The organism is Streptomyces sp. NPDC033229, assembly GCF_055576875.1.
Genome location: NZ_JBVIQR010000004.1, coordinates 238,857 through 264,902, shown reverse-complemented (window position 1 = coordinate 264,902; position 26,046 = coordinate 238,857). Strand labels below are relative to the sequence as shown.

The following is a 26,046-nucleotide window of genomic DNA, read 5'->3' as shown; positions in this document are numbered from 1 at the left end:
ACCCTCCCCCCCCTCCCCCCCCACCCCCCCCCCCCCCCCCCCCCCCCCCCCCCCCCCCCCCCCCCCCCCCCCCCCCGCGGCGTTGCGAAAAGGACGGGGAACCGGAGGCTAATCCTCCGTCAGCAGCCCCTTGCGGAGGCGTCCCAGCGTCCGCCCCAGCAGACGCGAGACGTGCATCTGGGAGATGCCGAGCTCCTCGCCGATCTCCGACTGCGTCATGTTCGCCACGAAGCGCAGGGAGAGGATCTGACGGTCGCGCGGGCGCAGTTCGGCGATCAGCGGCTTGAGCGACTCGACGTACTCGATGCCCTCGAGTCCGTGGTCCTCGTAGCCGATGCGGTCCGACAGCGCGCCCTCGGAATCGTCCTCGTCGGCCTGGGCGTCCAGCGAGCTCGCGGTGTAGGCGTTGCTCGCGGCCATGCCCTCGACGACCTCCTCGCGGGTGAGGCCGAGCCGCTCGGCCAGCTCGCCGACGGTGGGCGCGCGGTCGAGCTGCTGCGCCATCTCGTCCCCGGCCTTGGCCAGGTCGATCCGCAGCTCCTGGAGCCGTCGCGGGACCCGCACCGACCAACTGGTGTCGCGGAAGAAGCGCTTGATCTCACCGATGATCGTCGGCATCGCGAAGGTCGGGAACTCGACACCGCGGCTCAGCTCGAAGCGGTCGATGGCCTTGATCAGGCCGATCGTGCCGACCTGGATGATGTCCTCCATCGGCTCGCTGCGGGAGCGGAACCGGGAGGCGGCGAACCTCACCAGGGCCAGGTTCAGTTCGACCAGCGTGTTGCGTACGTAGGAGTACTCGTGCGTGCCCTCCTCGAGCGACTCGAGGCGCGCGAAGAGCGTCTTGGACAGGGCCCGCGCGTCGACCGGTCCCACCTCGTCGTACGGCGGGATCTCGGGGAGAGCCAGATTCTCGGGCTCGATCTGCTCGGGCGGGGTTGTCGACGAGGCGGTCTCCCGAGAAGATTCGGTGCGCGGTTCGTCGAGCCGGGGTGACATGGGTGTCCTCCATCATTCTCGGCGTATGGCTGCCGATGCCGTGACCTCTTGCTGCGGTGTGCGGCGCCTCCAAAGCCGTCCGTGGCGGATGTACCTATCTAGCCCTACCCGTCTTCACCTCCACATGGCAAGTCCACGTTGTCCGCTTATATCCGATAATGGCGGATCTTCGGCTTCCAGCCTGCGTATCGAAGGCGTAGGGTTCTCGTAGCGCCACGCAGTACAGCAACACCACGCAGCACACCGAGAAGGGACGCGCATGGACCGCGGGATGGTCGGCAGTGCGAGTAAGGGCCGGCTGAATGTAGAGGTCCGGCGGGAGGGGACGAGCGCGATCGTCAGACCGGCGGGTGAGCTCGATCACCACACGGCGGAATTGCTGCGCGAGCCCCTGGAGGCGTGCGCCGAGGAAGCCGGGACCCGAGTGATCGTGGACTGCTCCGAGCTGGCGTTCTGCGACTCCACCGGGCTGAACGTGCTGCTCGGCGCCCGCCTGAAGGCCGAGGCGGTCGGTGGCGCGATCCACCTGGCCGCCATGCAGCCCGTGGTGGCCAGGGTCTTCGAGATCACCGGAGCCGAGGCCGTCTTCGCCGTGCACGACACGGTCGACGCGGCGCTCGCCGGCTGACCGTCACGGCCCGGCTCCACCGCCCGTCGGACCTTCCGCCGTCCGGCCCGCTTCCTGTGGCGTTACTCATGCGTTATCCGAGTCACAGGAACCGCGTCGAAGAAGTGGGTGTTCTCACGCATCGGTCGGGCAGGAGTCTGCTGAATCTGTTCAATGTGCCAAGTGTCCAACTTTTCTCAATCGGTGAATCGGTGAGGTGAAGCGCTGATGAGCACCACCCGGCCGTACCCGCAGCCGGGCGACCGCGGTCCGGAGGCGGGCGGCGCTGCCTCGGCCGGTCCGCCGCGGCCGAGCGGGCAGGTCCGCAGGCTCCACCTCGTCGGGGTCAGCGGGGCCGTGCCACGCTCCCGCGACTTCACGCGGCAGGCGCTGTACGACTGGGGCTGGCTGCCCGCGGCCAACGCAGATCACCGGGCCGCCGCCGAGGACGTCCTGCTCGTCGTCTCCGAGCTGGTCACCAACGCCTGCCTGCACGCGAACGGCCCCGACGAGCTGCGGGTGGCCTTCGCGGGCAAGGTGCTGCGGCTGGAGGTCGTCGACCTCGGCAGCGGTACGCCCACCCCCCGTCAGCCGCATCGCGCCGGCCGCCCCGGCGGGCACGGCATGTTCATCGTGGAGCGGCTCTGCCTGGATTGGGGCGTCGTCCGCAACGAGGGTGGCAACGGCAAGACGGTCTGGGCCGAGCTGGCCGCCCCCGCGTAAATGGGGCCGGCCGCCCTCGCGCAGCCGGGCCGGCCGTACCCCGCGACCGGCTGACCTGCCCCTTCCGCTTTTCCCCGGCCCCCGTGGCCGGGCACGGACACCATCGCCACGCGCCGCCGGACATCACGGCGGCGTGTTCTGCGTCTTCCCTCGGCAAGGTCCCCGGCGTACTGTCGGCGCCCGATCTGATGTGTCGTCAGTGAATCTCGGTACGGCACCGGACGAGAGGGGAACGAGGTGTCCCACCCCCAGCGCCACCCCCGACGGCACGTCCGCCGCGCCACCGCGCTGACCCTGGCCACGGCCCTCGCCGGCGGGGCGGTGCTGCTGCTCGCCCCGGCCGCGCACGCCGAGACGGTCGACGTCAATTACCAGTGCAAGACGCCGATCGGGGACAAGAGCGCCGTATCGCCCATCGACATCAAGGGTGTGGCGAGCGGCAGCGCCTACCGACTCACCATGTCCTTCCAGAAGGGCGTCTCCTCCAGCCCCGTCGAGCTCGGCAAGGGCGCGATGAAGCCGAGCGCGATCGTCAGGCTCGGCGGTGCGGAGAGCGGGACGGTGGCCCTCGCGGGGCCCGCCAACGACGCGCCGGTTCCGGCCAATACCCCGATAAAGATCAGTGACCTGTCGGGCACCTACACCCCCAAGAAGAGCGGCAAGGTCACCTTCACGGCCGGCACCCTCACCATCGTCGCGCTGGGCACGACGACCACATGCACCCCCGCCAACGCCCCCAAGCCGTCGCTGACCCTCGACGTGAAGGGGCCGGGCGATACGGGTGGTACGGGCGGGAACACGGGTGGCACCACGGGCACGGGCGGCTCCTCGGGGTCCACCGGCTCCACCGGCGGCGGGCAGCTGCCGCGGACCGGGCCCGCCGACGCGGCCGTCGCCCTCGGCACCCTCGGCGGCACCGTGCTCCTCGCCGGGATCGCCGGCACCCTCTGGCTGACCCGGCGTCAGCGCACCGGCACCGCCCGATAGCGCGGCCCGAGGCCCGTACGCGTCCGCACAGGGAGCCGCCGATGCCGTCCCGTACCACCCGCAGCCGTACCCGCACCCGAGCCGCCGTGCCCGTCGCTGCCCTCGCGGCGCTGTGCGCGCTGTCCGCGGCGCCCGCCGCCGCGGACCCCCGGCCCTGGTCCGCCGCTCCCGCGCCGGGCGGCACCCGGGGGCCGGGCGCGGAGAACCGTTCCTCCTTCTTCCTGGAGGGCGGGCCGGGCACGGTGCTCGAGGACATGCTCACGGTGGTCAACCCCGGCGAGCGGGCGCGCACGGTCGCCCTGCGCGGCACCGGCCCGTGGATCGCCCTCGCCGAGCGGCGGGTGAAGGTCCCGCCGCGCACCCGCGCCGACGTGCCGCTGACCGTGACCGTCCCGGCCGGCACCACGCCCGGCGACCACCACGCGGCGGTCGTCGCCACCGGGGACGGCCTGCGGGTCCGGGTGCCGATGGCGGTGCGCGTGAGCGGCTCGGCGCTGCCCGCGCTCACGGTCGAGCATGTGCGGGTCAGCGGCTCGGGCGGGGCCGCGGTCATCCGGTACGCCCTGGTCAACCGCGGCAACACCACCCTCGCCCCGCGTCTGACGATCCGTGCGAAGGGCCACTTCGGCGAGGTGCTGAACCGCGTCCCGCGCGATGTCCCCGCCGCACTGGCGCCCGGCGGCAGCGTCCGGCTGACGGAGAAGTGGGCGGACGCCCCCCGGCTGGACCCGGTCGAGGTCCGGATCACCGCGCAGGCCCCGGGCGCCGCCCCGGCCACCGCCGCCGGCTCGTACACCCCGCTGCCCTGGCTCGTACCGGCCGTGCTCGCCGGGCTCGGCCTGGCGGGCGCGGGCGCGACCGGTCGGCTCCTCGTGCGCCGCCGTGGCCGCTCCGGCGCGGGAGCCACGGCATGAGCCGCCGCCCGGGGCGGCCCGGGGCGCCGGCGGCCGCGCTGCTCGCCGTCGCCGCGCTCGTGCTGCTGTCGGCCGGACGGGCGGTGGCGGACGGGCCCACGGCCGCCGTGGACCGGGCCGAGGCGGGCAAGGGCGGCAGCGTCACCGTGACGGGATCGGGATGGCGGCCGGGTGCCCTCCTGACGTTGCTGATCTGCGGGCAGAACATGGTCGGCGGCACCAACGACTGCGCCAACGGGGACGGCCGGGCGGTCACCGTCGGCGACGACGGCCGGTTCAGCCGGAGGATCCCTGTCGCCGAGCCGCCGAAGCCGTGTCCGTGTGTCGTGCACGTGGCCACCGTCACGACCGTCACGGGGGAGCGGGCGGCGGCGGACGCCGCCTTCCGGGTGGCCGGCCACCCGGTCCGACCGCTGCCCCGGCAGAGCGGCCCGGAGCGGCTGAGCGTGCTCAGCGCGCGGCTGGAGGGCTCGAGCGGCCTGCTGACCTGGTTCGGCGCGCCCCCGCGCCGCAAGCTCGTCGTCACCGTCGGCAACCTCGGCCCGACCCCCGCCCGGGACCCGGTCTTCCGCGTCGGCACCGCGCACGGCGTGCTCGCCCCGGCCTGGGAGGAACAGCGCTGGCGCGGCACGGTCCCCGCCGGGGCGAAGGCACGGGTCGCGCTGGACGTGGAGCTGGCGGCCGGGGCGCACGGGGACTATGCCGTCTCGCTCGAGTACGGCGGCAAGCTGCTGGTCGAGCAGCCGTGGGACGTGCCCCGGCCGTGGGGCGTGGTGCTGTTCTGGACCCTGCTGTGCGTGGTCGTTCCGGCGATGGTCTTCCGGGCGGCGATGGCGGCGCTGACGGCGATGGGACGCCGACGGGACGGGGCGGCGGCGACGGGCGGTACGGGACGCCGTCACCGGGCGGTAAGGGCACCCAGGGGCTGGACCCGGGCGCCGTCGCGACCGCGACCGGTGGGCGCGGCACCCGGTACGACCGGGACCGCGAGCGCGGGTAGTGCCCCCGCCACGGGTGCGGAGGCCGCCGCCCCCGAGCCGGGCCCGAGTGTTGGCTCTGCGCCGGGTGTGGTCCCTGGCCCCGGCGTGGGCGGCACGCCTGCGGTCGGTACGGGTGGCCCCGCCACGGGTGTGGAGGCCGCCGCCCCCGAGCCGGGCCCGAGTGTTGGCTCTGCGCCGGGTGTGGTCCCCGTCCCCGGCCCGGGCAGGGCCCCGGCCTCCGGCGGGGGCCCCGACCCCGAGGCGGCGACGGATCCCGCTCCTGGCGGCGGCACCGGCGTCGCGGGCCCCTCCCCGGCCCCGGGCCCCGGCCCCGGCCCCCGCAGGGGCCCGGAGGCGGGCCCGGAGGGCGAGGGCGGCCCAGGAGCAGCCGCTCGCAGGGGCCCCGCCGCCCGCGAGGGCCTCCCGTGGTTCGCCGAGGGCACGCAGCCGCAGGTTTCCGCACCATCCGAGGACGGACCGACGAAGGGAACGACGTGAGTACGCGACGGAGAGCGCGCGCGGCAGGGCTCGCGCTGATGCTGGGGGGCGCGGGCACGCTGCTGAGCGCGGGTACCGTGCAGGCCGCCGAGGTGTCGTACGCGACCGAGTGCATACCGCCCCCGATCTCGCAGCTGCCGCCCGTGCAGGGCACCACACGGGCGGACATCACCGCCCCCGCGACCGCGAAGGTCGGCGACGAGGTCGAGGTGGTGTGGAAGACGGTCCAGGCCGCCTCCAAGAACCCCGACATCCTCGATCTGGACAAGGACACCGTCAAACCGACCGGGAAGATCACGCTCGGTGGCGCGCAGACCGGTGAGCTGGCCGTGGAAGGACCGCGGCAGAACCCGCCCATCCCCAAGAACAGCGCCATGATCCTGCCCGACATGAAGGCCAAGGTGAAGCTGACGAAGGCGGGGGAGGTGACGCTCGCCCCCGGCGCCTACGCGATCAACGTCAGCAAGCCGCTGCCCACGGACACCAAGTGCTCACCGAAGGAGGCGGTGAAGCCCGCCGCCACGATCAAGGTGACGGACGGCTCGTCCGGCACCAGCGGCGGTACGACGACGACCGGCGGTACGACGACCAGTGGCGGTACGACGACGACCGGTGGCAGCACGACGACCGGCGGCACCACCGGCACCAGCGGCGGCACCACCGGCACGACAGGAACCACCGGCACCACCACGACCTCCGGCGGCAGCACCGGCGGCACCACGGGCGGCGGCGACCCCGGCGACGGGCCCCTCACGGGCAAGGAGCTGAACGTCGAGTACCAGTGCAAGACGCCCATCGGCGACAAGAACGTCACCTCACCGGTCCAGATCAACGCCCTCCGCAAGGGCGGCGTCTTCGACCTCACCGTGAAGTTCGGCAAGTCCGTCATGGACAGCCCCGCCGAGATCCCCGCGAAGTCCGTCGTCCCGTCCATGGCGGTCACCGTCGGCGGCGCGGACAAGGGCAAGGTCGAGGTCGTCGGCGAGCCCAACAAGGATCCGATCAAGACCGGGCAGCCCATCGTCGTCCCCGACCTCAAGGGCACGTACAAGCCCGGTGCGAGCGGCAAGGCGACGCTCACTCCCGGCGTCCTGACGGTCAAGGCCCTCGGCACGACCACCGTCTGCACCCCGGCCAAGGACCCGGGCGTGTCCCTCGAAGTGGACACCAAGCAACAGCCCGGCGGCACGACGGGCACGACCGGCACGACGGGATCCACAGGCACCACCGGTTCCACCGGCACGACGGGTTCCACCGGCACCTCTGGCACCACCGGGACCACAGGCGCCGGCAGCGGCAGTGGCGGATCCGGCGGCCTCGCCGCGACCGGCGCGAGCGGCCCCCTGAAGGCGCTCGCCTTCGCCGCAGGGACGCTCGTCCTCGTCGGTGGAGCGGTCCTCGCCTTCGTCCCCGGGCGCCGGCTGCGCCGCTGAGGCACGGCGGAGGGTGACGGGCACACGCGAAGGGCCCCGGCGCGGAGATCCGCGCCGGGGCCCTGTCACGACCGTCAGGGGTTACTTCACGTCGCCCATCAGGGCTTCGATCTTCTTGCGGTACATCCACACCGCGAAACCGGCGAGGGCCGCGAGCGTCGCCTGCAGCAGGATCATGCCGGTGCCGTTGAGGTCCACGCCCGCGATGGACAGCAGACCCGTGGTGCAGTCACCGGCGGTGACGGCGAGGAACCACACGCCCATCATCTGGCTCGCGTACTTCTGCGGCGCCATCTTGGTGGTCAGCGACAGACCCACCGGGGAGAGGCACAGCTCACCCATGGTCTGGATCATGTAGATCGACAGCAGCCACATCGGGCTGACCTTCGTGCCGTCGCCGGCCATCGCCATCGGGACGGCGAAGACGAAGAACGAGGCACCGATGACGACCATGGCCATCGCGAACTTCACCGTGGTGCTCGGCTCGCGGTTGGTGCGGGCGAGCCACAGCCACAGCCAGGCGAAGACCGGGGCCAGCGCCATGACCCACAGCGGGTTGACCGACTGGAACCAGGTCGAGGGGAACTCGATGCCGAAAACGTTGTCCGCGGTCTTCTTCTCGGCGAAGGTCGACATCGTCGAGCCCGCCTGGTCGAAGATCATCCAGAACACGGCGGCGGCGACGAAGAACCAGATGTAGCCGCTGACCTTGGTCTGCTCGGTCGCCGAGAGTTCCTTGTCGCGCTTGATGCGGGCCAGGACGGTGACCGGGATGACCAGGCCGGCGAGGGTGATCGGGATCAGCGCCCAGTTGAGCGTGAAGTGACCGGTGCCACCGACGATGCCGTAGAACGCGGCCGCGACGGCGAGCCAGACCAGGCCCTTGGTGAGCGTCGACTTCTTCTCGGCCGCGGTCAGCGGCTTCGGGACGACGCTGCTCTTCGGGTCCAGGTGACGGGTGCCCCAGAGGAAGAACGCCAGGCCGATCGCCATGCCGACGGCGGCGATGGTGAAGCCCAGGTGCCAGTTGTACTTCTGGCCCACGGTGCCGATGACCAGCGGGGAGAAGAAGGCGCCGAGGTTGATGCCCATGTAGAAGACGGTGAAGCCACCGTCCCGGCGCGGGTCCTGCGGGCCGTCGTAGAGGTGGCCGACCATCGTGGAGATGTTGGCCTTCAGCAGACCGGAACCCAGGGCGACGAGCGCCAGGCCCACGAAGAACGAGGGCTTGCCGGGGATCGCCAGCGCCAGGTGGCCGACCATGATGGTGGCGGCCGCGATGGTGACGGTCTTGCGCGGACCCCAGACACGGTCGCCGAACCAGCCGCCGGGCATGGCGAGCAGGTACACCATCGCCACGTAGACGGAGTAGATCGCCACCGCGTTGGCCTCGGGCATCGCCAGACCGCCGCCCTGGCTGTCGGGCTTGGCGTCCGGGCCGCCGGCGATCAGGTAGACGACGAGGAGGGCGCGCATTCCGTAATAGCTGAAGCGCTCCCACATCTCCGTCATGAAGAGGGGGGCCAGGCCGCGGGGGTGGCCGAAGAACGTCTTGCCGGAGCCCGGAGAGGTCTTCTCCCGCTCGGCCGTGTCCTTCGTCAGGCTGGACGCCATGGTCAGTCCTTGAGTGCTCGGGACGCGCGTGGAGCTGCTGCGCGCCCGGGTGGGGGTTGGCCGGCACCGGGCGCCGCACTGCCCGCCCCCACGCCCCAGGGGTTCGACACACCTCGGTGGAGGGGGTCGGCAGGACAGTCGCGCACCGGGATCCACGCCCCCGCGCACCTTCGCGCGGCGGACCCGGCCGTCAGGTCATTCTCTGTGACGGGACTGGTGGCGCCAGTACCGCGCACAGCAGAGACCCCCGGCGTGTTGAACATGCCGAAGGCCCCCGGTAGTGCTACAGACTTCCCGTCACCATACGTCACCCCCCGCCCGTGAATGGAAGGAGTTGAGATATGGATCACAGGCCGATGTGGAACTGTTTGCCCACATTCAATGGTCCAGACCGGCTGGCGGTGATGTTGCCGCAGGTAGCCCCATCCCCCTCCTGACATGCGGTCGAGCGGACTACCATCACCCCATGACCCGAGTACTGCTCGCCGAGGATGACGCTTCGATCTCGGAGCCGCTCGCACGCGCGCTGCGCCGCGAGGGGTACGAGGTGGAGGTGCGCGAAGACGGCCCCACGGCGCTCGACGCCGGCCTCCAGGGAGGGGTCGACCTCCTCGTCCTCGACCTCGGCCTGCCCGGCATGGACGGCCTGGAGGTCTGCCGCCGGCTGCGCACGGAGGGTCATGGCTTCCCGGTGCTCGTGCTCACCGCCCGGGCCGACGAGGTGGACACCGTGGTCGGCCTCGACGCCGGCGCCGACGACTACGTCACCAAGCCCTTCCGGCTGGCCGAGCTGCTCGCGCGGGTGCGGGCCCTGCTGCGCCGCGGCACGGTCGAGGCCGCGCAGCAGCCGCCCACCACCCATGGCGTGCGGATCGACGTCGAGTCGCACCGCGCCTGGATGGGCGACGACGAACTCCAGCTCACCGCGAAGGAATTCGACCTGCTCCGGGTGCTCGTCCGGGACGCGGGCCGGGTCGTCACCCGCGACCAGCTGATGCGCGAGGTCTGGGACACCACCTGGTGGTCGTCCACCAAGACGCTCGACATGCACATCTCCTGGCTTCGCAAGAAGCTCGGGGACGACGCCGCGAACCCGCGCTACATCGCCACCGTCCGAGGCGTCGGCTTCCGCTTCGAAAAGAGCTGACCGGCCCCGCCGGGCTGTGTTCGTACCACCCGCCCGGAGGGCACCGTGCGCCGCCGACTGATCAACTCCACCCTCGCCGTCGTGCTCGTCGTGATCGCCGTGTTCGGGATCTCGCTCGTCATCGTCGAGACCCGCACGATCGAGAGCAGCGCGCGGGAGAGCGTGCAGTCCGAGGCCGTCCGGCTGGTGAGCATCCTCGACAGCCGGCTGATCGGCGGCGAGCGGGTGGAGTCGGGGCTGCTGCGTGAGCAGATCACCTCCGGCCGGTACGCGCGGGTCGACATCCCCGGCCGGCCCGCCATCGAGATCGGCGAGCGCCCCGACGGCGACATGATCGCCTCGACGGAGCGGGGTGAGCAGGGCGAGACCGTACGGGTCGAGGAGTCCCGCTCCGCGGTCAGCAAGGAGCTCGGCCGCACCCTGATGGTGATCCTCGCGGTGGCGCTGCTGGCCGTGATCGCCGCCGTCTTCCTCGCCGTGCGCCAGGCGAACCGGCTCACCGCGCCGCTGACCGACCTCGCCGAGACGGCCGAGCGGCTCGGCTCCGGCGACCCCCGCCCCCGCCACCGCCGCTACGGGGTGCCCGAGCTGGACCGGGTCGCGGACGTCCTGGACGCGAGCGCCGAGCGCATCGCCCGGATGCTCACGGCCGAGCGCCGCCTCGCCGCCGACGCCTCGCACCAGCTCCGTACGCCGCTGACCGCGCTGTCGATGCGGCTGGAGGAGATCACGCTGACCGACGACCCCGAGACGGTGAAGGACGAGGCGACGATCGCCCTCACCCAGGTCGAGCGGCTCACCGACGTCGTCCAGCGGCTGCTGACGAACTCCCGCGACCCGCAGTCGGGCTCGGCGGTCACCTTCGACCTCGACGAGGTCATCAAGCAGCAGCTCGAGGAATGGCGGCCCGCCACCCGCAGCGAGGGCCGGGCCCTGGTCCGCTCCGGCAAGCAGGGGCTCCGGGCCGTCGGCACGCCCGGGGCGGTCGCGCAGGTGCTCGCCACCCTCATCGAGAACTCGCTGATGCACGGCGACGGCACGGTCGCCCTGCGCACCCGCGTCACCGGCAACCAGGCGGTCGTGGAGGTCACCGACGAGGGGCCGGGGGTCTCGCCGGACCTCGGGTCGCGGGTCTTCGAGCGGACCGTCAGCGGCCGGAACTCCACGGGCCTGGGCCTGGCGGTCGCCCGGGACCTGGCGGAGGCGGACGGCGGGCGGCTCGAACTCCTCCAGCCCTATCCGCCGGTCTTCGCGCTGTTCCTGAGCCGCGAGGCGGGCGAATACGAGGAGTCCCAGGAGGACTGACGACCCGGCACGCCCGCCGGGCAGGCCTCAGCGGGCCGCGTCGCCCGTCCCGGCCGGCTGCGGGCGGTCGTCCAGGAACGATTCAGCAGTCTCCACGGCCTCGCGGGCGGGCAGCGCCCGGAACACCCAGGTGCGGTAGGACCAGAAGCGGAAGACCGTGCCGATGCCGAGGCCGACGACGTTCTTCGCGATGTTGTCCGCCAGCGGCGAGGTGAGGCCGAAACCGTAGTGCGAGAGCGCCAGGATGCCGTTCTCGATCACCAGGCCGACGCCGCTGAACAGCAGGAACAGGGTCAGCTCGCGGCTGCGCCGGTTCTTGTCACCGGCCCGGTAGGTCCAGTAGCGGTTGCCCACATAGTTGGTGCCGATCGCGACGCCGGTCGCTATGACGCCCGAGCGCACCACCGCGAGGCCGAAGCCGTGCACACAGATGTTGAAGACGATGAAGTTCACCACGAAGCCGACGGCGCCCACCGCCCCGAACTTCGCGATTTCGCGGGCCAGCCGCTCCAGCCGGGCACGCATCGCGGACCGTTGACTCATAGTGATCGTCAGGCTCCGTTGCTGGGCGAAACTGGGCATAGGGCAGCCTTCATGCTAACCAGCGGGCACCGGCCGCAACCGCGGACTCCGGTGAACGGCCGGCGAACGCGCTCCCTGTCGGCCGCCGATTCGCACGCCCCGGCGTTTGGACGATCATCCAGGCGCGGTCGGAGCTGTTCGTGCGTACGGATACTCTGGGAGCGTGACGTTTCCGGTAGTCGGCATGGTCGGGGGCGGCCAGCTCGCCCGTATGACCCACGAGGCGGGCATCCCCCTCGGCATCAAGTTCAAGCTGCTCAGCGATACCCCGCAGGACTCGGCGGCGCAGGCGGTCGGGGAAGTCGTCATCGGCGACTACCGCGACCTGGACACCCTTCGTGCTTTCGCACAAGGCTGTGACGTGATCACCTTCGATCACGAGCATGTCCCCACCGAGCACCTACGGGCCCTGGAGGCAGACGGCATTCCCGTCCGCCCCGGGCCCGACGCGTTGGTGCACGCCCAGGACAAGGGCGTGATGCGGGCCAAGCTCATGGAAATCGGAGTGCCGTGTCCCCGGCACCGCATCGTGGCGGACCCCGCCGACGTGGCGCGGTTCGCGGAGGAGGGCGACGGTTTCCCCGTCGTGCTCAAGACGGTGCGCGGCGGCTACGACGGCAAGGGGGTGTGGATCGTCCGCAGCGCGGAAGAGGCGGAGGCACCCTTCCGCGCCGGCGTGCCCGTGCTCGCGGAGGAGAAGGTCGCCTTCACCCGTGAGCTGGCCGCCAACGTCGTCCGCTCCCCGCACGGCCAGGCCGTCTCGTACCCGGTCGTCGAGTCCATCCAGGTCGACGGCGTCTGCGACACCGTCATCGCCCCCGCGCCCGACCTCTCCGCCGAGCTCTCCGCCCACGCGCAGCAGCTCGCCCTCAAGGTGGCCGCGGAGCTGGGCGTGGTCGGCCACCTCGCCGTGGAGCTCTTCGAGATCCGCAAGGCCGACGGCTCCTTCGAGGTGCTCGTCAACGAGCTGGCGATGCGCCCGCACAACTCCGGCCACTGGACCCAGGACGGCGCGATCACCTCGCAGTTCGCCAACCACGTACGGGCCGTGCTGGACCTGCCGCTCGGCGACCCGCGCCCGCGCGCCAAGTGGACCGTCATGGCCAATGTGCTCGGCGGCGACTATCCGGACATGTATTCCGCGTACCTCCATTGCATGGCACGCGATCCGGGGTTGAAGATCCACATGTACGGCAAGGACGTCAAGCCCGGTCGCAAGGTCGGACACGTCAACACTTACGGCGACGACCTGGCGGACGTGCGCGAGCGCGCCGCCCACGCCGCCGGATACCTGCGAGGAACGATCACCGAATGACTTCTCCTCTCATCGGCATCGTCATGGGCTCGGACTCCGACTGGTCCGTCATGGAGGCCGCCGCCCAGGCCCTGGACGAGTTCGAGGTCCCCTACGAGGTCGACGTGGTCTCCGCGCACCGCATGCCGCGCGAGATGATCGCGTACGGCGAGCAGGCCGCCGACCGCGGCCTCAAGGCGATCATCGCGGGCGCGGGGGGCGCGGCCCACCTGCCCGGAATGCTGGCGTCCGTCACGCCGCTGCCGGTCATCGGCGTGCCCGTGCCGCTGAAGTACCTCGACGGCATGGACTCCCTGCTGTCCATCGTGCAGATGCCCGCCGGTGTGCCCGTCGCCACCGTCTCCGTCGCCGGCGCCCGCAACGCCGGGCTGCTCGCCGTCCGGATGCTCGCCGCCCACGACACCGAGTTGCTGGCCCGGATGCGGCACTTCCAGGACGAGCTGAACGAGCAGGCCACGGACAAGGGCAAGCGCCTGCGTGCCAAGGCCATGGGTACCGCCCACTTCGGCTTCGGGAAGTGACCGTGACCGCCACCACCGCGGCCGGTCACCTCGCCCGCGCCCATGAGCTGCTCGCCGCCCACCCCGTCGTCGACGGTCACAACGACCTGCCGTGGGCCCTGCGCCAGCAGGTCCGCTACGACCTGGACCGGCGCGACATCGCCACCGACCAGAGCGCCACCGGCCTCCACACCGACCTGCCCCGGCTGCGGGCGGGCGGGGTCGGGGCCCAGTTCTGGTCCGTGTACGTCCGCACCGACATGGCCGGCGACGAGGCGGTCAGCGCGACGCTCGAACAGATCGATGTCGTGCGGCAGCTGGTGAATCGTTACCCCTCCCAGCTGCGGCTCGCGCTCACCGCCGACGACATGGAGGCCGCCCGCGCCGAGGGCCGCATCGCCTCGCTGATGGGCGCCGAGGGCGGCCATAGCATCAACTGCTCCCTCGCCACCCTGCGCGCCCTGCACCACCTCGGCGTCCGCTATATGACGCTGACCCACAACGACAACGTCCCGTGGGCGGATTCGGCGACCGACGAGCCCGCGGCGAACGGCCTGACCCGCTTCGGCGAGGAGGTCGTCCGCGAGATGAACCGCCTCGGCATGCTGGTCGACCTCTCGCACGTCTCGGCCGACACGATGCGGGACGCGCTGCGGGTCACCGAGGCGCCGGTGATCTTCTCGCACTCCTCCGCGCGCGCCGTCTGCGACCACCCGCGCAACATCCCCGACGACGTGCTCGGCTCGCTGGCCGCGAACGGGGGCGTGGCCATGGCGACGTTCGTGCCGAAGTTCGTCCTGCCCGCCGCCGTCGAATGGACCCGGCAGGCGGACGAGAACATGCGCGCCAACGGCCTGCACCACCTCGACACCACCCCCGCCGGGATGGCCGTGCACCGCGCCTTCGAGGCCGCGCACCCCCGTCCGCTCGCCACGGCGGCCACGGTCGCCGACCACCTCGACCACATGCGCGAGGTGGCGGGCATCGACCACATCGGCATCGGCGGCGACTTCGACGGCACAGCGTTCACCCCGGAAGACCTCGCGGACGTGGCCGGCTACCCGAACCTGATCGCGGAACTCCTGCGCCGCGGCTGGTCGGACGCCGACCTCGCGAAGTTGACGTGGCAGAACGCGGTGCGGGTGCTTCGGGCGGCGGAGGATGTGGCGCGTTCCGCCACGCGGGGTCCGTCGATCGCGACGATCGACCAGCTGGACGGCTGAGGTCACGGTGTCCTCAATCGCCGGACGGGCTGGTTTTTGCTGAGCCCGTCGGTCGACAAACGCAATCGCCGGGCGGGCTGGTAATCCACCCCGTCGGTGTCCGAAACCCCAGGCTCCGGGCAGGCCGGTAAAACGAGCCCCTCCCGCGCCCAGAACCGCAAACGCCGGACGGGCTGGAAAATCCAGCCCGTCCGGCGTTTGCGGACAAGTCTTTGACCTAGGCCCGGGGCCGACCCATGGCCCGGTAGGTCCAACCCGCGGAACGCCAAGCGCCAGCGTCAAGCGCATTGCGCCCGTCCAGGATCCGCCGCTCCGCGACGACGGCGGCCAGTGCCGCCGGGTCCAGCTCGCGGAACTCGCCCCACTCCGTGAGGTGCAGCACCACGTGCGCCCCCTGGCACGCCTCGAGCGCGGTCGGCGCGTAGCCGAGGGTCGGGAAGAGGCGGCGGGCGTTGTCCATGCCCTTGGGGTCGTAGACGGTGACCTGGCCGCCCTGGAGGTGTATCTGCCCGGCGACGTTCAGCGCGGGCGAGTCCCGTACGTCGTCGGAGTCCGGCTTGAAGGTCGCGCCCAGCACCGCCACGCGCTGCCCCAGGAAGCTGCCGCCCACCGTCTCGCGGGCCAGCTCGACCATGTGGCCCCGGCGGCGCATGTTGATGGAGTCGACCTCGCGGAGGAAGGTCAGCGCCTGGTCCGCGCCCAGCTCCCCGGCGCGGGCCATGAAGGCGCGGATGTCCTTGGGCAGACAGCCGCCACCGAAGCCGATGCCGGCCCGCAGGAACTTCTTCCCGATCCGCTCGTCGTGGCCGATCGCCTCCGCCAGCTTCACCACGTCGCCGTCGGCGGCCTCGCAGACCTCGGCCATGGCGTTGATGAAGGAGATCTTCGTGGCGAGGAAGGAGTTGGCGGCCGTCTTGACCAGCTCGGCCGTCGGATAGTCGGCGACGACGAACGGCGAGCCCTCGCCGATCGGCGTCGCGTACACCTCGCGCAGCAGCTTCTCGCCCCGCTCACCGGCGACGCCCACCACGATGCGGTCCGGGTGCAGGGTGTCCTGGACGGCGAAGCCCTCGCGCAGGAACTCCGGGTTCCAGGCCAGCTCGACGTCCGGGCCCGCCGGGGCCAGCTCGGTGAGCCGGGCCGCGAGCCGGGCCGCGCTGCCGACCGGGACGGTGGACTTGCCGACGACCAGCGCCGGGCCGTGCAGATGCGGGGCCAGGGCGTCGATGGCGCTCTCGACGTAGCTCATGTCGCACGCGTACTCGCCGTGCTTCTGCGGGGTGTTCACACAGACGAAGTGGACGTCGCCGAACGCGCCGACCTCTTCCCACGACATCGTGAAGCGCAGCCGGCCGGTCGATCCCTCGATCCCGGCGACGTGGCGGCGGAGCAGTTCTTCCAGCCCCGGCTCGTACATCGGCACCTTGCCGCGCCCGAGCATCTCGATCTTCTCGGGCACCACATCGAGACCGAGCACCTCGAACCCGAGCTCGGCCATGGCCGCGGCGTGGGTGGCACCGAGGTAGCCGGTGCCGATCACGGTGATCTTGGGGGCCATGCGTGCTCCATGTGCTGACGGGCTGGACTGCGCCGAGCATAGTCGGGGACCGGAGCGGGAAGGTCCGGGGGAGATCCCGGTGGTGCCCGGGCGCTGTCGGCAAGCTCACGTATCCCCGTGCGGGGGGCCGCCCCTAGAATCGGGTTACTAAACGGTAGTTAACTCTTTGGGGAGTGAATCCACCTTGGCGGGATCAAAGGACTTCGACCTGTACCGGCCGTCCGAGGAGCACGACGAGCTCCGCAAGGTCGTGCGCTCGCTCGCCGAGGCGAAGATCGCCCCGTTCGCCGCCGAGGTGGATGAGGAGGGCCGCTTCCCGCAGGAGGCGCTCGACGCGCTGGTCGCCTCCGACCTGCACGCCATCCACGTGCCCGAGGAGTTCGGCGGCGCCGGCGCCGACGCGCTCGCCACCGTCATCGTCATCGAGGAGGTCGCGCGGGTGTGCGCGTCGTCCTCCCTGATCCCGGCGGTCAACAAGCTCGGCTCGCTGCCGGTCGTGCTGTCCGGCTCCGAGGAGCTGAAGAAGCGCTACCTGGGCCCGCTCGCCAAGGGCGACGCGATGTTCTCGTACGCCCTCTCCGAGCCCGACGCGGGCTCGGACGCGGCCGGCATGAAGACCAAGGCCGTGCGCGACGGTGACTTCTGGGTCCTCAACGGTGTCAAGCGCTGGATCACCAACGCGGGCGTCAGCGAGTACTACACGGTCATGGCCGTCACCGACCCGGAGAAGCGCTCCAAGGGAATCTCGGCGTTCGTCGTCGAGAAGTCCGACGAGGGCGTCTCCTTCGGTGCCCCGGAGCGCAAGCTCGGCATCAAGGGCTCCCCGACGCGCGAGGTCTACCTCGACAACGTCCGCATCCCCGCGGACCGCATGATCGGCGAGGAGGGCACCGGCTTCGCCACGGCGATGAAGACCCTCGACCACACCCGTATCACCATCGCCGCCCAGGCCCTCGGCATCGCCCAGGGCGCCCTCGACTACGCCAAGGGCTACGTCCAGGAGCGCAAGCAGTTCGGCAAGCCGATCGGCGACTTCCAGGGCGTCCAGTTCATGCTCGCCGACATGGCCATGAAGATCGAGGCCGCCCGCCAGCTGACCTACGCGGCCGCCGCCAAGTCCGAGCGCGGCGACAGCGACCTCACCTTCCAGGGTGCGGCCGCCAAGTGCTTCGCCTCCGACGTGGCCATGGAGGTCACGGTGGACGCCGTCCAGCTCCTCGGCGGCTACGGCTACACCCGTGACTACCCGGTCGAGCGCATGATGCGCGACGCCAAGATCACCCAGATCTACGAAGGCACGAACCAGGTGCAGCGCATCGTCATGGCGCGCAACCTTCCGAAGTAACCCTCCGGCCTTTCACGCGACGGCCCCCCGGCAGCCCGCCGGGGGGCCGTCGCGCGCGTACGGGGGAACGCCGGTGGCGGTATCGGGCCGGGGCGCCGAAGGTGGGGGCGGTGGGGGGTCGTACTGCCCTGGAGGCTCATGACATGCCCGAGGTAACCGCTCCGTACACCCCCGGCACCCCCTGCTGGGTCGACCTCATGGTCCCCGACCAGCAGGCGGCGCTCGACTTCTACCGCGACCTGTTCGGATGGCAGGGCGAGGTCGGCCCGCCGGAGACCGGCGGGTACGCGGTCTGCACCCTGAACGGGAAGCCCGTGGCCGGCATCATGACCTCGATGTCGCCCGACCCCGACCAGCCGACACCGCCGACCGTATGGACCACCTACCTCGCCGTCTCCGACGTGGACGCCACCGAGAAGAAGATCGCCGACAACGGCGGCACCGTGATCATGCCCGGCATGGACGTGCTCACCCTCGGCCGCATGTCGGTCGTCGCCGACCCCACGGGCGCCGTCTACGGGCTCTGGCAGGCCCGCGACTTCGCCGGCGCGCAGGTCGTCAACGAGCCGGGGGCGCTGATCTGGAACGAGCTGAACACCAGCGACCCCCAGGCCGCCGCGTCCTTCTACTCCGCCGCGCTCGGCATCGAGGCGGTCCCCATGGAAGGGGCGCCCGACTACTCCGCGCTCCAGGTCGAGGGCCGGGCCGTCGGCGGCACCCAGGGGCTGGACAAACTGCCGCCCGGCACGCCCTCGCACTGGCTGTGCTACTTCGCCGTCGACGACACCGACGCCACGGTCGACGCCCTGACCCGGAGCGGCGGCCAGGTGCTCGTACCGCCGTTCGGCATGATGGCCGGCCGGATGGCCATCGTGCAGGACCCGCAGGGCGGCACCTTCGCGGTGATCAACGCGAAGGGGCCCGCGTCCTCCTGAGAACACGGCAGGGCCCGTGACCTCCGTGCTCACCGGAGGTCACGGGCCCTGCCCGCGTTCGCCACTCACTTGTCCGAGACGGTGACCTTCTCGTCCTTCTTGAGCTGGTCGAAGAGCTGCTTGGCCTTGGCCGTGTCCCACTTCACCGCGACGCCGTCGGAGCGGGTCGGGAAGTTCGCGCTCGCGATCGGCACGGTCATCTGCTTGCCGTCGCCGCCCGTCGCGCCCTTCATCGCCCAGAACATCGAGGCGAGATCCCACAGCTCCATGTCCTTGTCGACGATCAGCGTGTCGAGACCGGAGCCGATGACGGGGTAGAGACGGAACGGGTTGAGGATCGTAGAGGGCGAGGCCGCCTGGTTGGCGAGGGTGTTCAGGAACTTCTGCTGGTTGCGCATCCGGCCCAGGTCCTGGTCCGCCTCCTGGTGGCGCTGGCGCACGAAGGCCAGCGACTGGGCGCCGCTCAGCTCCTGGCAGCCCGCCTTGAAGTCCGCGCCCGAGTCCCGGTCCTTCAGCGGCTTGTCCAGGCACATCTCCACGCCGCCCAGCGCGTCCACGAGGTTGCGGAAGCCGCCGAAGCCGATCTCCGCGTAGTGGTCGATGCGCAGCCCGGTGTTGAACTCGATGGTCTGCGCCAGCAACTCCGGGCCGCCGTCCGCGTACGCCTGGTTCAGCTTGTGCGTGGCGGCGGGGAAGCTCTTACCGGACTTCTTCCCCGTGAAGGCGGGGATGGTGACGTAGGAGTCGCGCGGCAGGCTCAGCATCGTGGTGCCGTTGTCGCCCGTGTGCACGATCATCATCGAGTCGGTGCGCTTGCCGTCGGCCGACCCCGTGTGCAGTTCCTTCTTGTCGCTGTCCGAGAGGCCCTCGCGGCTGTCGGAACCGACGATCAGGTAATTGGTGCCCTCGCCCGCCGCCGGGCGGTCCTTCACCTGGCCGAGGTCGACCTCGCGGCGCACCTTGGAGTCGGCCCAGAAGTACGTGCCGACGGAGACGGTCAGCAGCGCCACGAGGAAGGCTATGCCGCCGATCTTGAGGCGCTTGCGCCAGTCGGGGGCGCCGGTGCGCGGGCGGCGCCCGCCGGGGCCGCCGCCGGTGGGGCCCTGCCGGTGGCCGCCGGGGCCGGCCGGGCCGCCGCGGCCGTAGACCTGTCCCGTGTTGAAGCCGTCGTCGTGGCCGCCGTCCGCGTGGGCCGCGCCGCCGCCGTAACCGCCGCCCTGGTCCGGCAGGCGGTCGTGACCGCCGCCCGGGCCCTGTGCGCGGCCGTACCCGGGTGCCGGCTCGGCGGGGCGGCGCGGCGGGGGCGGGGCGGTGCGCCGGATCTGCGGCATGGCGCGCGCGCCCTCCGGCTCGGCGCTCGCGGCGCCGTTTCCGTACCGGTCCTGGCGGTCGTCGGTCCGCCCATCGGCCCAATTGCTCATGACACGAGTGTGCCCGCTGTGGCGACCTGCCTTACAGGGGGGAGACGGGTTCGGGGCCGGGCTGTAGCAGAGCTGATGCAAATCCGCCCGTGTCCCCGGGCCCGCATACAGTGGTGGACATGACCAATCAGGACCGCAGTCCGGAAGCGGAAATACCGGGCAAGCCGACGTCCGCTTCCCGTACGACGCTCTCCCACATCATGACCGGCAGCGACACCAATCTGCTGGGCACCGTCCACGGCGGCGTGATCATGAAGCTGGTGGACGACGCCGCGGGCGCGGTCGCCGGGCGGCACTCCGGCGGGCCCGCCGTCACGGCCTCGATGGACGAGATGGCCTTCCTCGAACCGGTCCGGGTCGGCGACCTCGTGCATGTGAAGGCCCAGGTGAACTGGACCGGCCGGTCGTCCATGGAGGTCGGCGTGCGGGTGCTCGCCGAGCGCTGGAACGAGTCGACGCCCGCCACCCAGGTCGGCAGCGCGTATCTCGTCTTCGCCGCCGTCGACGAGGACGGCAAGCCCCGCCGCGTCCCGCCGGTGGTCCCCGAGACCGAACGGGACAAGCGCCGCTACCAGGAGGCCCAGATCCGCCGCACCCACCGGCTGGCCCGCCGCCGCGCGATCATGGAGCTGCGCGAAAAGCGGATTGCCGAGGGCTTCGGGGACTGATCCCCTGCGGCGGGGTCCGACGGGTCTTCGGCCGCGGGCCGTCTTGCCGCCTGCGGCGGCGGGCGCCCTGCGGGCGCGTCCTCAAACGCCGGACGGGCTGGTTTCGGCTGAGCTCAGCCAATAACAGCCCGTCCGGCGACCCCGGACACCGCCGCGCAGCGGTGGTGCGCCCCGTGATCCGCCGGACAGGCCTACGCGCCGTCCGGGCAGACCACCTGGTCGCCGCGGACCGCCGCCGGGGCCGCGCCGGCCTGCTGTGGGGGGTCCTGGGCGCGTACCGGGTGGACGGCCTTGAAGTCCGTGCCCAGGATTACCTTCATCAGCGGGCCCTGCCCCGGCGTCGGGCGCAGTTCCGCGCCCGGGAGTGCCGCCGCGACCGAGCGGACCGAGCGGTCCCAGCGCGGGTCGTAGGAGATCACTGTCCGCTGGGCCGGCGGTCCGGGCGCGTCCGTGGGCAGGCCGGTGGTGGCGAAGCCCGTCGCGTGCAGCGCGTTGTCGGTCTCGCGGCCCAGACCGGTGCGGCCGCTGCCGTTGAGGACCTGCACCCGGATCTGCCCGGGCGCCACGTCCACCGGCGTCGCGGTCTGGTCCGCAGGGCCGGCCGGTGGCTTCGCGTCCTGCGACCGCCGGGGGGCGTGCACGGTCAGCGGCCGGTCCTCGCGCAGGGCCTGGAACATCTTCCCGGCCGCCGCCTCGTCCCACTTCACCGTCGAGCCGACGCGGGGCACGGGGAAGTTCGCGATGCCGATCGGCACCGAGGCGAACTCGGCCGACGCGGGCGTCAGGTTCTTCATCCCCTGGGCCAGCGCGACCAGCTCGTCGCTGCCGAACCCCCGGTCGGCCCGCACCGAGCCGAGCAGCGTCGTCCCGACCTCCTGGAACTTCACCGGGTTCAGCAGACCCTCGCCGCCCGCCGCCTTGTGGATCAGCGAGGCGAGGAACCGCTGCTGCCGCTGCATCCGGCCGAGGTCGGAGCCCCCGTCGAGATGGCGGGAGCGGACGTACTGGAGCGCCTGCCCGCCATTGAGGTCGCTGGAGCCCACCGGCAGGTCGAGACCCGTGTAGACGTCCTTGAGCGGCCGCGCCGTGCACACCCGGACCCCGCCCAGCACATCGACCGTCTTCATGAAGCTGGCGAAGTCGACCTCCAGGTAGTGATCGACGTGCACCCGGGTCAGCTGCTCCACTGCCCGCACGGTCAGGCTCGGCCCGCCCTCCGCGTACGCCGCGTTGAGCTTCTGCGGGTGGGCGGGGCGGATCCGGCCCTGGGCGTCGGCGCGCTCGGGGATCTCGACATAGGTGTCACGCGGCAGGCTGATCACGCTGGCCCGGTCGTGCCGGGCGGAGAGGTGCACCAGCATCACCGTGTCGGTGCAGTGACAGGGCGCGCCGCCCAGCCGGTAGCGGGTCCGCTCCTCCTCCGTGATCTTGTCGCGGCCGTCCGTGCCGACGACGAGGATGTTCTTGCCCTGACTGGTCTGCGGCCGGTCCGACAGCCCCCCGAACGGATCCACCCGCCCGATGCCGCCCTCGATCCCCGTGACCACCGCGTGCCCGATGCCGCCGGTGCCCAGCACGGCCACGGCGGCGCCGGTGGCGAGGCGCAGCCCCCAGCGCGGGCGGCGGGGCGCACTGTGGCGGGGCCGGTTCGGGCGGGGTCTGGCCTGGCGGGGGGAGCGGGCCGGTGCGGTCACTTCGAACCTCCGCGACGGACTGGGCAGAACCGGGGAAACGGTAGGCCCATACGATCGTCGGTTCGCGGCCCCACGCCGTCCGGGCGGGGCCTGCCACCCGGGCGGGGCGCTTTCGGGTGCCCCATTGGCGTAACGTGACCGACGATCCGCCGTCCGCCGGGGGCACCCCCCGTACCGCCGAGGAACCATGCCCGATCAGCAGCCGCCCGCCGTTTCCGTCATCATGCCGGTGCTCAATGAGGAGCGGTATCTGCGCACCTCCGTGCGGCACATCCTGGAACAGGACTATGCCGGTGAACTCGAGGTCGTGATCGCCCTCGGTCCCTCCACGGACCGCACCGACGAAATCGCCGCCGACCTGGTGCGGGAGACCGCGAACCACCCCCGCGCCCGGGTCCACACCGTGCCGAACCCCACCGGCCGCACCCCCGCCGCGCTCAACGCCGCGATCAAGGCGTCACGCCACCCGATCGTGGTACGTGTCGACGGTCACGGAATGCTGTCGCCGAACTACATCGCGACCGCCGTGCGGCTGCTGGACGAGACCGGCGCCCAGAACGTCGGCGGCATCATGCACGCCGAGGGCGAGAACGACTGGGAGCGGGCCGTCGCCGCCGCCATGACCTCGAAGATCGGCGTGGGCAACGCGGCCTTCCACACGGGAGGCGCGGCCGGCGAGGCCGAAACCGTGTATCTGGGTGTCTTCCGGCGCGAGGCCCTGGAGCAGCAGGGCGGGTACAACGAGGAGTTCATCCGTGCCCAGGACTGGGAGCTGAACTTCCGGATCCGTGAGGCGGGCGGGCTGATCTGGTTCTCCCCCGAGCTCAAGGTCTCCTACCGGCCGCGGCCCAGCGTGAAGGCGCTCGCCAAGCAGTACAAGGACTACGGGCGCTGGCGGCACGTCGTCGCCCGCTTCCACCAGGGTTCGATCAACATGCGCTATCTGGCGCCGCCGACCGCCGTGGTCGCCATCGCGGCCGGTGTCGTGGTCGGCGCGGCCGTCACCCCCTGGGGCCTGCTGGTCCCGGCCGGGTACCTGGCGGCCATCACCGCCGGTTCGCTGCCCGCGGGCAAGGGCCTGTCGCCGGCCGCGCGCGTCCGGATCCCGGTGGCGCTCGCGACGATGCACATGTCGTGGGGCTTCGGCTTCCTGACCAGCCCGCGCTCGCTGGCGAAGCGGGTCATCGCCAGCCGCCGCCCGGCCGTCCGGGCGGGCTAGGCCTGTCCTCAATCGCCGGACGGGCTCGAAATCGAGCCCGTCCGGCGATTGAGGACGCGCCCGCAGGGCGCTCGCCGCAGCAGGCGGCAAGACGGGCCCGCAGTCGAAGTCCTGCCGGCCAGGCAAGAGGCGCTCGCCGCCGTAGGCGGCACCACCGGCCGTCAGGCGAGCAACCGCCGGCCAGGCGAAGGTTTTCAGAAACGATTCAGCGGATTGACGTTCATGCACGCCGACGTGTCGCTGCCGTTGAGCGGGTCCGAGCTCTTGGGCGCCTTGTTGTCGCCGTCCTTCTCGCCCTTGTCGTCCTTCTTGCCGTTCCCGTCGGCCTTGCCGTCGCCCGTCGCCCCGGCCGTCGGCTCGTCCGAGGAGTCGCTCTCCTCGGGCTCCCCGGTCTTCGGATACTTCGTGCCCGTCCGCCAGTCACCGCCGATGACCAGCGTCACCCGGTCGACCGTGGGAGACATCCGCAGCGCGCTCTCCGGCAGCCCGAGGGCCTTGGCCACCGCCTCGGCGTCCGGCCGCTCGGCGGTCTTCGGATAGGTGATCGTCGTGTCCGCCTGCGCGCGCGGAGTGGAGTCCGACATCGCCTTGCTGAAGCCCGCCTTCACGAGGACCTCGGCGATGTCCGAGGCCCGACGCGTGGCCGGCGGCTGGACGGCGGTGCCGGTGCCGTTGAACACGGTCAGCTCGATGGCGCCCTTCGGCGCGGCCGGTGCGGTGGGCTTCGGGCCCTTGTCGGACTTCTTGTCCTTGCCGTCCAGCGCGATGTCGTTGCGGACGAGCGAGAAGAGCTTGTCGGCGTCGCCCGGCTTGGGTATCACGTGCGCGTCCGGGTCCAGCGGATCCTGCACCCACGGCATGGTGGTCATCGTGATCCGCCCGGACGGCACCCGCTTCATGTCGTTGCCGAGGTCGTAGAGCTTCTTGACCGAACCGAGGTCCTTGTCCACGGTGAGCGCCTTGGTGGCGGCCTCCGCGAGGTCGGTGAGCTGGCCGGGGTCGGAGAGCTTGGAACCGGACTTGAGCTGGCGGACCATGGCGTTCATATAGATGTGCTGGGCGTGGGTACGGCCTATGTCACTGCCGTCCTCGAAGCCGTGCCGGGTGCGCAGCCACTGCAGGGCCTGCTGGCCCTTGACCTTGTGCGAGCCCTTCGTCAGCCGCAGCCCGGAGTCCTTGTCGTACACATTGGCGTCCACGCACACCGGAACGCCGCCGACCGCGTCGGCCATGCTCACCACTCCGGCGAAGTCGATCATCATGAAGTGGTCGACGGGGATGCCGGTCAGCTCTTCCCAGGCGGCGACCGTGCAGCCCGGGCCGCCGTTCATCAGGCTGGTGTTGATGATCTGACGGTCGGTCTCCTTGTAGACCGTGCCGTCCTCCGGGTCGGTGCACTTGGGGATCGTCACCCGGGTGTCGCGCGGCACGCTGATCACCGACATGTTGCTGCGGTCGGCCGAGACGTGCACCAGCATCTGGACGTCGGCGAGCGGCTTGCGCCCGGCGTCCTCACGGGCGCCGCCGAGCTCGACGTTCTTCTTGCTGTTCCGGCTGTCGGAACCCAGGATCAGGATGTTCAGAGGGCGTTGACCGTCCGCGTTGGCCACGCTGCGGTCGAGCTGCTTGTCGCCGAGGTTGAGGTCGCCCTTTTTGAGGTTGCCGTTGAGGTGCTGGTAGTAGAAGTACCCGGCGGCCGCCGTGCCGAGGACGAGGACCGCGAGGGAGAGCGCGGTCCAGCGGGCTATTCGCGCGGTTCGCTTGCGCCTGGCCGAGCGGGCCTTGGGTTCGCGCTTCTTGGCGTGGGTGGCCTTGCGGGGCGCCTTGCGGCCGGCTTTGGCGGTGGCGGTCCCGTTGCCTCCGGCCGTCGGAGCGGATTCGGCATCGCCGTCGCTGGCGGCCTGGGCGTCGTCGCCCTTGGAGCCGGTCGCTTCGACGCCCATGGGCGCGTCCCCACGGTCCTTGCCCCTGGGCGCCCCGGAGACCGCTCCGGTGTCGCCCGCGCCTGTGCCCTCGGAGTCGGTGCGTCTCTCGGTCCCGGCGCCCCCGGAGCCCTCGGCACCTGCGGCCTCGGGGCCGGAAGACCCTTGGGCATCGGTGCCCGCGGCACGGGGGCCGTCGGCCCCGGCGTGCCGGGCACGGGTGACGCCGGACTTCTTCGCCCGCCGACGCCCGGACTTTCTGGCGGCCGGAACCTCGCCGTCGGCTTGCGCGGCGCCGGCCGTGTCGTCGGCTGAGGCGCCAGCCGATTCGGCTGAGGCGCCAGCCGGTCCCCGCACGCCGCTGCTCTGCCGCATCGGGCCTCCCCTGAATGGTCCGTCCGGCCCGAAGGGCAGGCGTGTTGTAGCTGGTGTGACTCTAGTTACTGGCCTAGATGCG

Annotated in this window: 22 protein-coding genes; 15 read left to right on the top strand and 7 right to left on the bottom strand. The window is 71.7% G+C overall.

All coding sequences use genetic code 11. The annotated features are described in order from the left end of the window. Positions 1-108: 108 nt before the first annotated feature. Entirely contained in the window at positions 109-999 is an 891-nt protein-coding gene (locus tag ACZ53N_RS06140; RefSeq protein WP_469139757.1) for an RNA polymerase sigma factor SigF, read from the bottom strand. Positions 1,000-1,258: 259 nt separating this feature from the next. Here ACZ53N_RS06140 and ACZ53N_RS06135 point away from each other — a divergent pair, with 259 nt between their 5' ends. The 6 genes from ACZ53N_RS06135 to ACZ53N_RS06110 all read left to right on the top strand — a co-directional run bounded on the left by ACZ53N_RS06135 (position 1,259) and on the right by ACZ53N_RS06110 (position 7,141). Continuing rightward, positions 1,259-1,627, top strand: coding sequence for an STAS domain-containing protein (locus tag ACZ53N_RS06135; RefSeq protein ID WP_469139756.1), 369 nt, complete (start codon positions 1,259-1,261; stop codon positions 1,625-1,627). Positions 1,628-1,834: 207 nt separating this feature from the next. Then, the gene (locus ACZ53N_RS06130; protein WP_469139755.1) at positions 1,835-2,329 is read left to right on the top strand and encodes an ATP-binding protein; all 495 of its coding nucleotides are present in this window, start codon (positions 1,835-1,837) and stop codon (positions 2,327-2,329) included. Positions 2,330-2,566: 237 nt separating this feature from the next. Beyond that, complete coding sequence (locus tag ACZ53N_RS06125; protein WP_469139754.1) at positions 2,567-3,316, top strand: peptidase; 750 nt, start codon at positions 2,567-2,569, stop codon at positions 3,314-3,316. Positions 3,317-3,357: 41 nt separating this feature from the next. Further along, entirely contained in the window at positions 3,358-4,230 is an 873-nt protein-coding gene (locus ACZ53N_RS06120; protein ID WP_469139753.1) for a COG1470 family protein, read from the top strand. Further along, positions 4,227-5,708, top strand: coding sequence for a neocarzinostatin apoprotein domain-containing protein (locus ACZ53N_RS06115; RefSeq protein WP_469139752.1), 1,482 nt, complete (start codon positions 4,227-4,229; stop codon positions 5,706-5,708). Before ACZ53N_RS06120 ends, ACZ53N_RS06115 begins: the two co-directional genes overlap by 4 nt. A gap of 38 nt (positions 5,709-5,746) precedes the next feature. Then, positions 5,747-7,141, top strand: a complete 1,395-nt coding sequence (locus ACZ53N_RS06110) for a hypothetical protein (protein WP_469139825.1) — start codon at positions 5,747-5,749, stop codon at positions 7,139-7,141. A gap of 81 nt (positions 7,142-7,222) precedes the next feature. Here the strand turns inward: ACZ53N_RS06110 and ACZ53N_RS06105 are convergent, their stop codons facing one another. Then, a complete protein-coding gene (locus ACZ53N_RS06105) occupies positions 7,223-8,755 on the bottom strand; it encodes a peptide MFS transporter (RefSeq protein WP_469139751.1) in 1,533 nt (510 codons plus the stop codon). A gap of 466 nt (positions 8,756-9,221) precedes the next feature. On the opposite strand from ACZ53N_RS06105, the gene ACZ53N_RS06100 reads away from it, so the two are divergent. After that, on the top strand, positions 9,222-9,902 hold the full coding sequence (locus ACZ53N_RS06100) for a response regulator transcription factor (protein WP_469139750.1): 681 nt from the start codon (positions 9,222-9,224) through the stop codon (positions 9,900-9,902). 45 nt (positions 9,903-9,947) lie between these two features. Then, positions 9,948-11,207, top strand: a complete 1,260-nt coding sequence (locus ACZ53N_RS06095; protein ID WP_469139749.1) for an ATP-binding protein — start codon at positions 9,948-9,950, stop codon at positions 11,205-11,207. Between the two features lie 27 nt (positions 11,208-11,234). On the opposite strand, the gene ACZ53N_RS06090 is transcribed toward ACZ53N_RS06095, so the two are convergent. Beyond that, positions 11,235-11,750, bottom strand: coding sequence for a GtrA family protein (locus tag ACZ53N_RS06090; RefSeq protein WP_469139748.1), 516 nt, complete (start codon positions 11,748-11,750; stop codon positions 11,235-11,237). 202 nt (positions 11,751-11,952) lie between these two features. On the opposite strand from ACZ53N_RS06090, the gene ACZ53N_RS06085 reads away from it, so the two are divergent. Genes ACZ53N_RS06085 through ACZ53N_RS06075 form a run of 3 tightly spaced genes read left to right on the top strand, consistent with a single transcriptional unit; the run spans position 11,953 to position 14,827 of the window. After that, positions 11,953-13,104 carry a 5-(carboxyamino)imidazole ribonucleotide synthase gene (locus ACZ53N_RS06085; protein ID WP_469139747.1) on the top strand — a complete coding sequence of 384 codons (1,152 nt, stop codon included), beginning with the start codon at positions 11,953-11,955 and terminating at the stop codon, positions 13,102-13,104. Then, on the top strand, positions 13,101-13,625 hold the full coding sequence (gene purE, locus ACZ53N_RS06080) for a 5-(carboxyamino)imidazole ribonucleotide mutase (protein ID WP_130878183.1): 525 nt from the start codon (positions 13,101-13,103) through the stop codon (positions 13,623-13,625). Before ACZ53N_RS06085 ends, purE begins: the two co-directional genes overlap by 4 nt. 2 nt (positions 13,626-13,627) lie before the next feature. Beyond that, the gene (locus ACZ53N_RS06075) at positions 13,628-14,827 is read left to right on the top strand and encodes a dipeptidase (protein ID WP_469139746.1); all 1,200 of its coding nucleotides are present in this window, start codon (positions 13,628-13,630) and stop codon (positions 14,825-14,827) included. Between the two features lie 217 nt (positions 14,828-15,044). Here the strand turns inward: ACZ53N_RS06075 and ACZ53N_RS06070 are convergent, their stop codons facing one another. Beyond that, entirely contained in the window at positions 15,045-16,385 is a 1,341-nt protein-coding gene (locus tag ACZ53N_RS06070; RefSeq protein ID WP_469139745.1) for a UDP-glucose dehydrogenase family protein, read from the bottom strand. A gap of 184 nt (positions 16,386-16,569) precedes the next feature. Here ACZ53N_RS06070 and ACZ53N_RS06065 point away from each other — a divergent pair, with 184 nt between their 5' ends. Together ACZ53N_RS06065 and ACZ53N_RS06060 are read left to right on the top strand one after the other, a co-directional pair. Continuing rightward, positions 16,570-17,730 (top strand): acyl-CoA dehydrogenase, encoded by a 1,161-nt coding sequence (locus tag ACZ53N_RS06065; protein ID WP_130878176.1) that lies wholly within the window; start codon positions 16,570-16,572, stop codon positions 17,728-17,730. 143 nt (positions 17,731-17,873) lie between these two features. Further along, positions 17,874-18,665, top strand: coding sequence for a VOC family protein (locus ACZ53N_RS06060; protein WP_469139744.1), 792 nt, complete (start codon positions 17,874-17,876; stop codon positions 18,663-18,665). 65 nt (positions 18,666-18,730) lie between these two features. Here ACZ53N_RS06060 and ACZ53N_RS06055 read toward each other — a convergent pair whose 3' ends face one another. Continuing rightward, positions 18,731-20,086, bottom strand: coding sequence for an LCP family protein (locus tag ACZ53N_RS06055; protein WP_469139743.1), 1,356 nt, complete (start codon positions 20,084-20,086; stop codon positions 18,731-18,733). A 119-nt stretch (positions 20,087-20,205) separates the two neighbouring features. Here ACZ53N_RS06055 and ACZ53N_RS06050 point away from each other — a divergent pair, with 119 nt between their 5' ends. Beyond that, positions 20,206-20,754: an acyl-CoA thioesterase gene (locus ACZ53N_RS06050; protein ID WP_356456093.1), complete on the top strand. Its 549-nt coding sequence runs from the start codon at positions 20,206-20,208 to the stop codon at positions 20,752-20,754. Between the two features lie 191 nt (positions 20,755-20,945). On the opposite strand, the gene ACZ53N_RS06045 is transcribed toward ACZ53N_RS06050, so the two are convergent. Continuing rightward, positions 20,946-22,448, bottom strand: a complete 1,503-nt coding sequence (locus tag ACZ53N_RS06045) for an LCP family protein (RefSeq protein ID WP_469139742.1) — start codon at positions 22,446-22,448, stop codon at positions 20,946-20,948. A gap of 187 nt (positions 22,449-22,635) precedes the next feature. On the opposite strand from ACZ53N_RS06045, the gene ACZ53N_RS06040 reads away from it, so the two are divergent. Then, entirely contained in the window at positions 22,636-23,667 is a 1,032-nt protein-coding gene (locus ACZ53N_RS06040; protein WP_466898920.1) for a glycosyltransferase family 2 protein, read from the top strand. Positions 23,668-23,861: 194 nt separating this feature from the next. Here ACZ53N_RS06040 and ACZ53N_RS06035 read toward each other — a convergent pair whose 3' ends face one another. Next, entirely contained in the window at positions 23,862-25,964 is a 2,103-nt protein-coding gene (locus ACZ53N_RS06035) for an LCP family protein (protein WP_469139741.1), read from the bottom strand. Positions 25,965-26,046 lie beyond the last annotated feature (82 nt).

Bases quoted from the DNA above. Each gene is read 5' to 3' on its own strand.
- ACZ53N_RS06130 (WP_469139755.1), top strand. From the start codon at position 1,835: ATGAGCACCACCCGGCCGTACCCGCAGCCGGGCGACCGCGGTCCGGAG.
- ACZ53N_RS06115 (WP_469139752.1), top strand. From the start codon at position 4,227: ATGAGCCGCCGCCCGGGGCGGCCCGGGGCGCCGGCGGCCGCGCTGCTC.
- ACZ53N_RS06040 (WP_466898920.1), top strand. From the start codon at position 22,636: ATGCCCGATCAGCAGCCGCCCGCCGTTTCCGTCATCATGCCGGTGCTC.
- ACZ53N_RS06090 (WP_469139748.1), bottom strand. From the start codon at position 11,750: ATGAGTCAACGGTCCGCGATGCGTGCCCGGCTGGAGCGGCTGGCCCGC.
- ACZ53N_RS06070 (WP_469139745.1), bottom strand. From the start codon at position 16,385: ATGGCCCCCAAGATCACCGTGATCGGCACCGGCTACCTCGGTGCCACC.
- ACZ53N_RS06060 (WP_469139744.1), top strand. From the start codon at position 17,874: ATGCCCGAGGTAACCGCTCCGTACACCCCCGGCACCCCCTGCTGGGTC.
- ACZ53N_RS06140 (WP_469139757.1), bottom strand. From the start codon at position 999: ATGTCACCCCGGCTCGACGAACCGCGCACCGAATCTTCTCGGGAGACC.
- ACZ53N_RS06110 (WP_469139825.1), top strand. From the start codon at position 5,747: ATGCTGGGGGGCGCGGGCACGCTGCTGAGCGCGGGTACCGTGCAGGCC.
- ACZ53N_RS06120 (WP_469139753.1), top strand. From the start codon at position 3,358: ATGCCGTCCCGTACCACCCGCAGCCGTACCCGCACCCGAGCCGCCGTG.
- ACZ53N_RS06055 (WP_469139743.1), bottom strand. From the start codon at position 20,086: ATGAGCAATTGGGCCGATGGGCGGACCGACGACCGCCAGGACCGGTAC.
- purE (WP_130878183.1), top strand. From the start codon at position 13,101: ATGACTTCTCCTCTCATCGGCATCGTCATGGGCTCGGACTCCGACTGG.
- ACZ53N_RS06105 (WP_469139751.1), bottom strand. From the start codon at position 8,755: ATGGCGTCCAGCCTGACGAAGGACACGGCCGAGCGGGAGAAGACCTCT.
- ACZ53N_RS06050 (WP_356456093.1), top strand. From the start codon at position 20,206: ATGACCAATCAGGACCGCAGTCCGGAAGCGGAAATACCGGGCAAGCCG.
- ACZ53N_RS06100 (WP_469139750.1), top strand. From the start codon at position 9,222: ATGACCCGAGTACTGCTCGCCGAGGATGACGCTTCGATCTCGGAGCCG.
- ACZ53N_RS06035 (WP_469139741.1), bottom strand. From the start codon at position 25,964: ATGCGGCAGAGCAGCGGCGTGCGGGGACCGGCTGGCGCCTCAGCCGAA.
- ACZ53N_RS06135 (WP_469139756.1), top strand. From the start codon at position 1,259: ATGGACCGCGGGATGGTCGGCAGTGCGAGTAAGGGCCGGCTGAATGTA.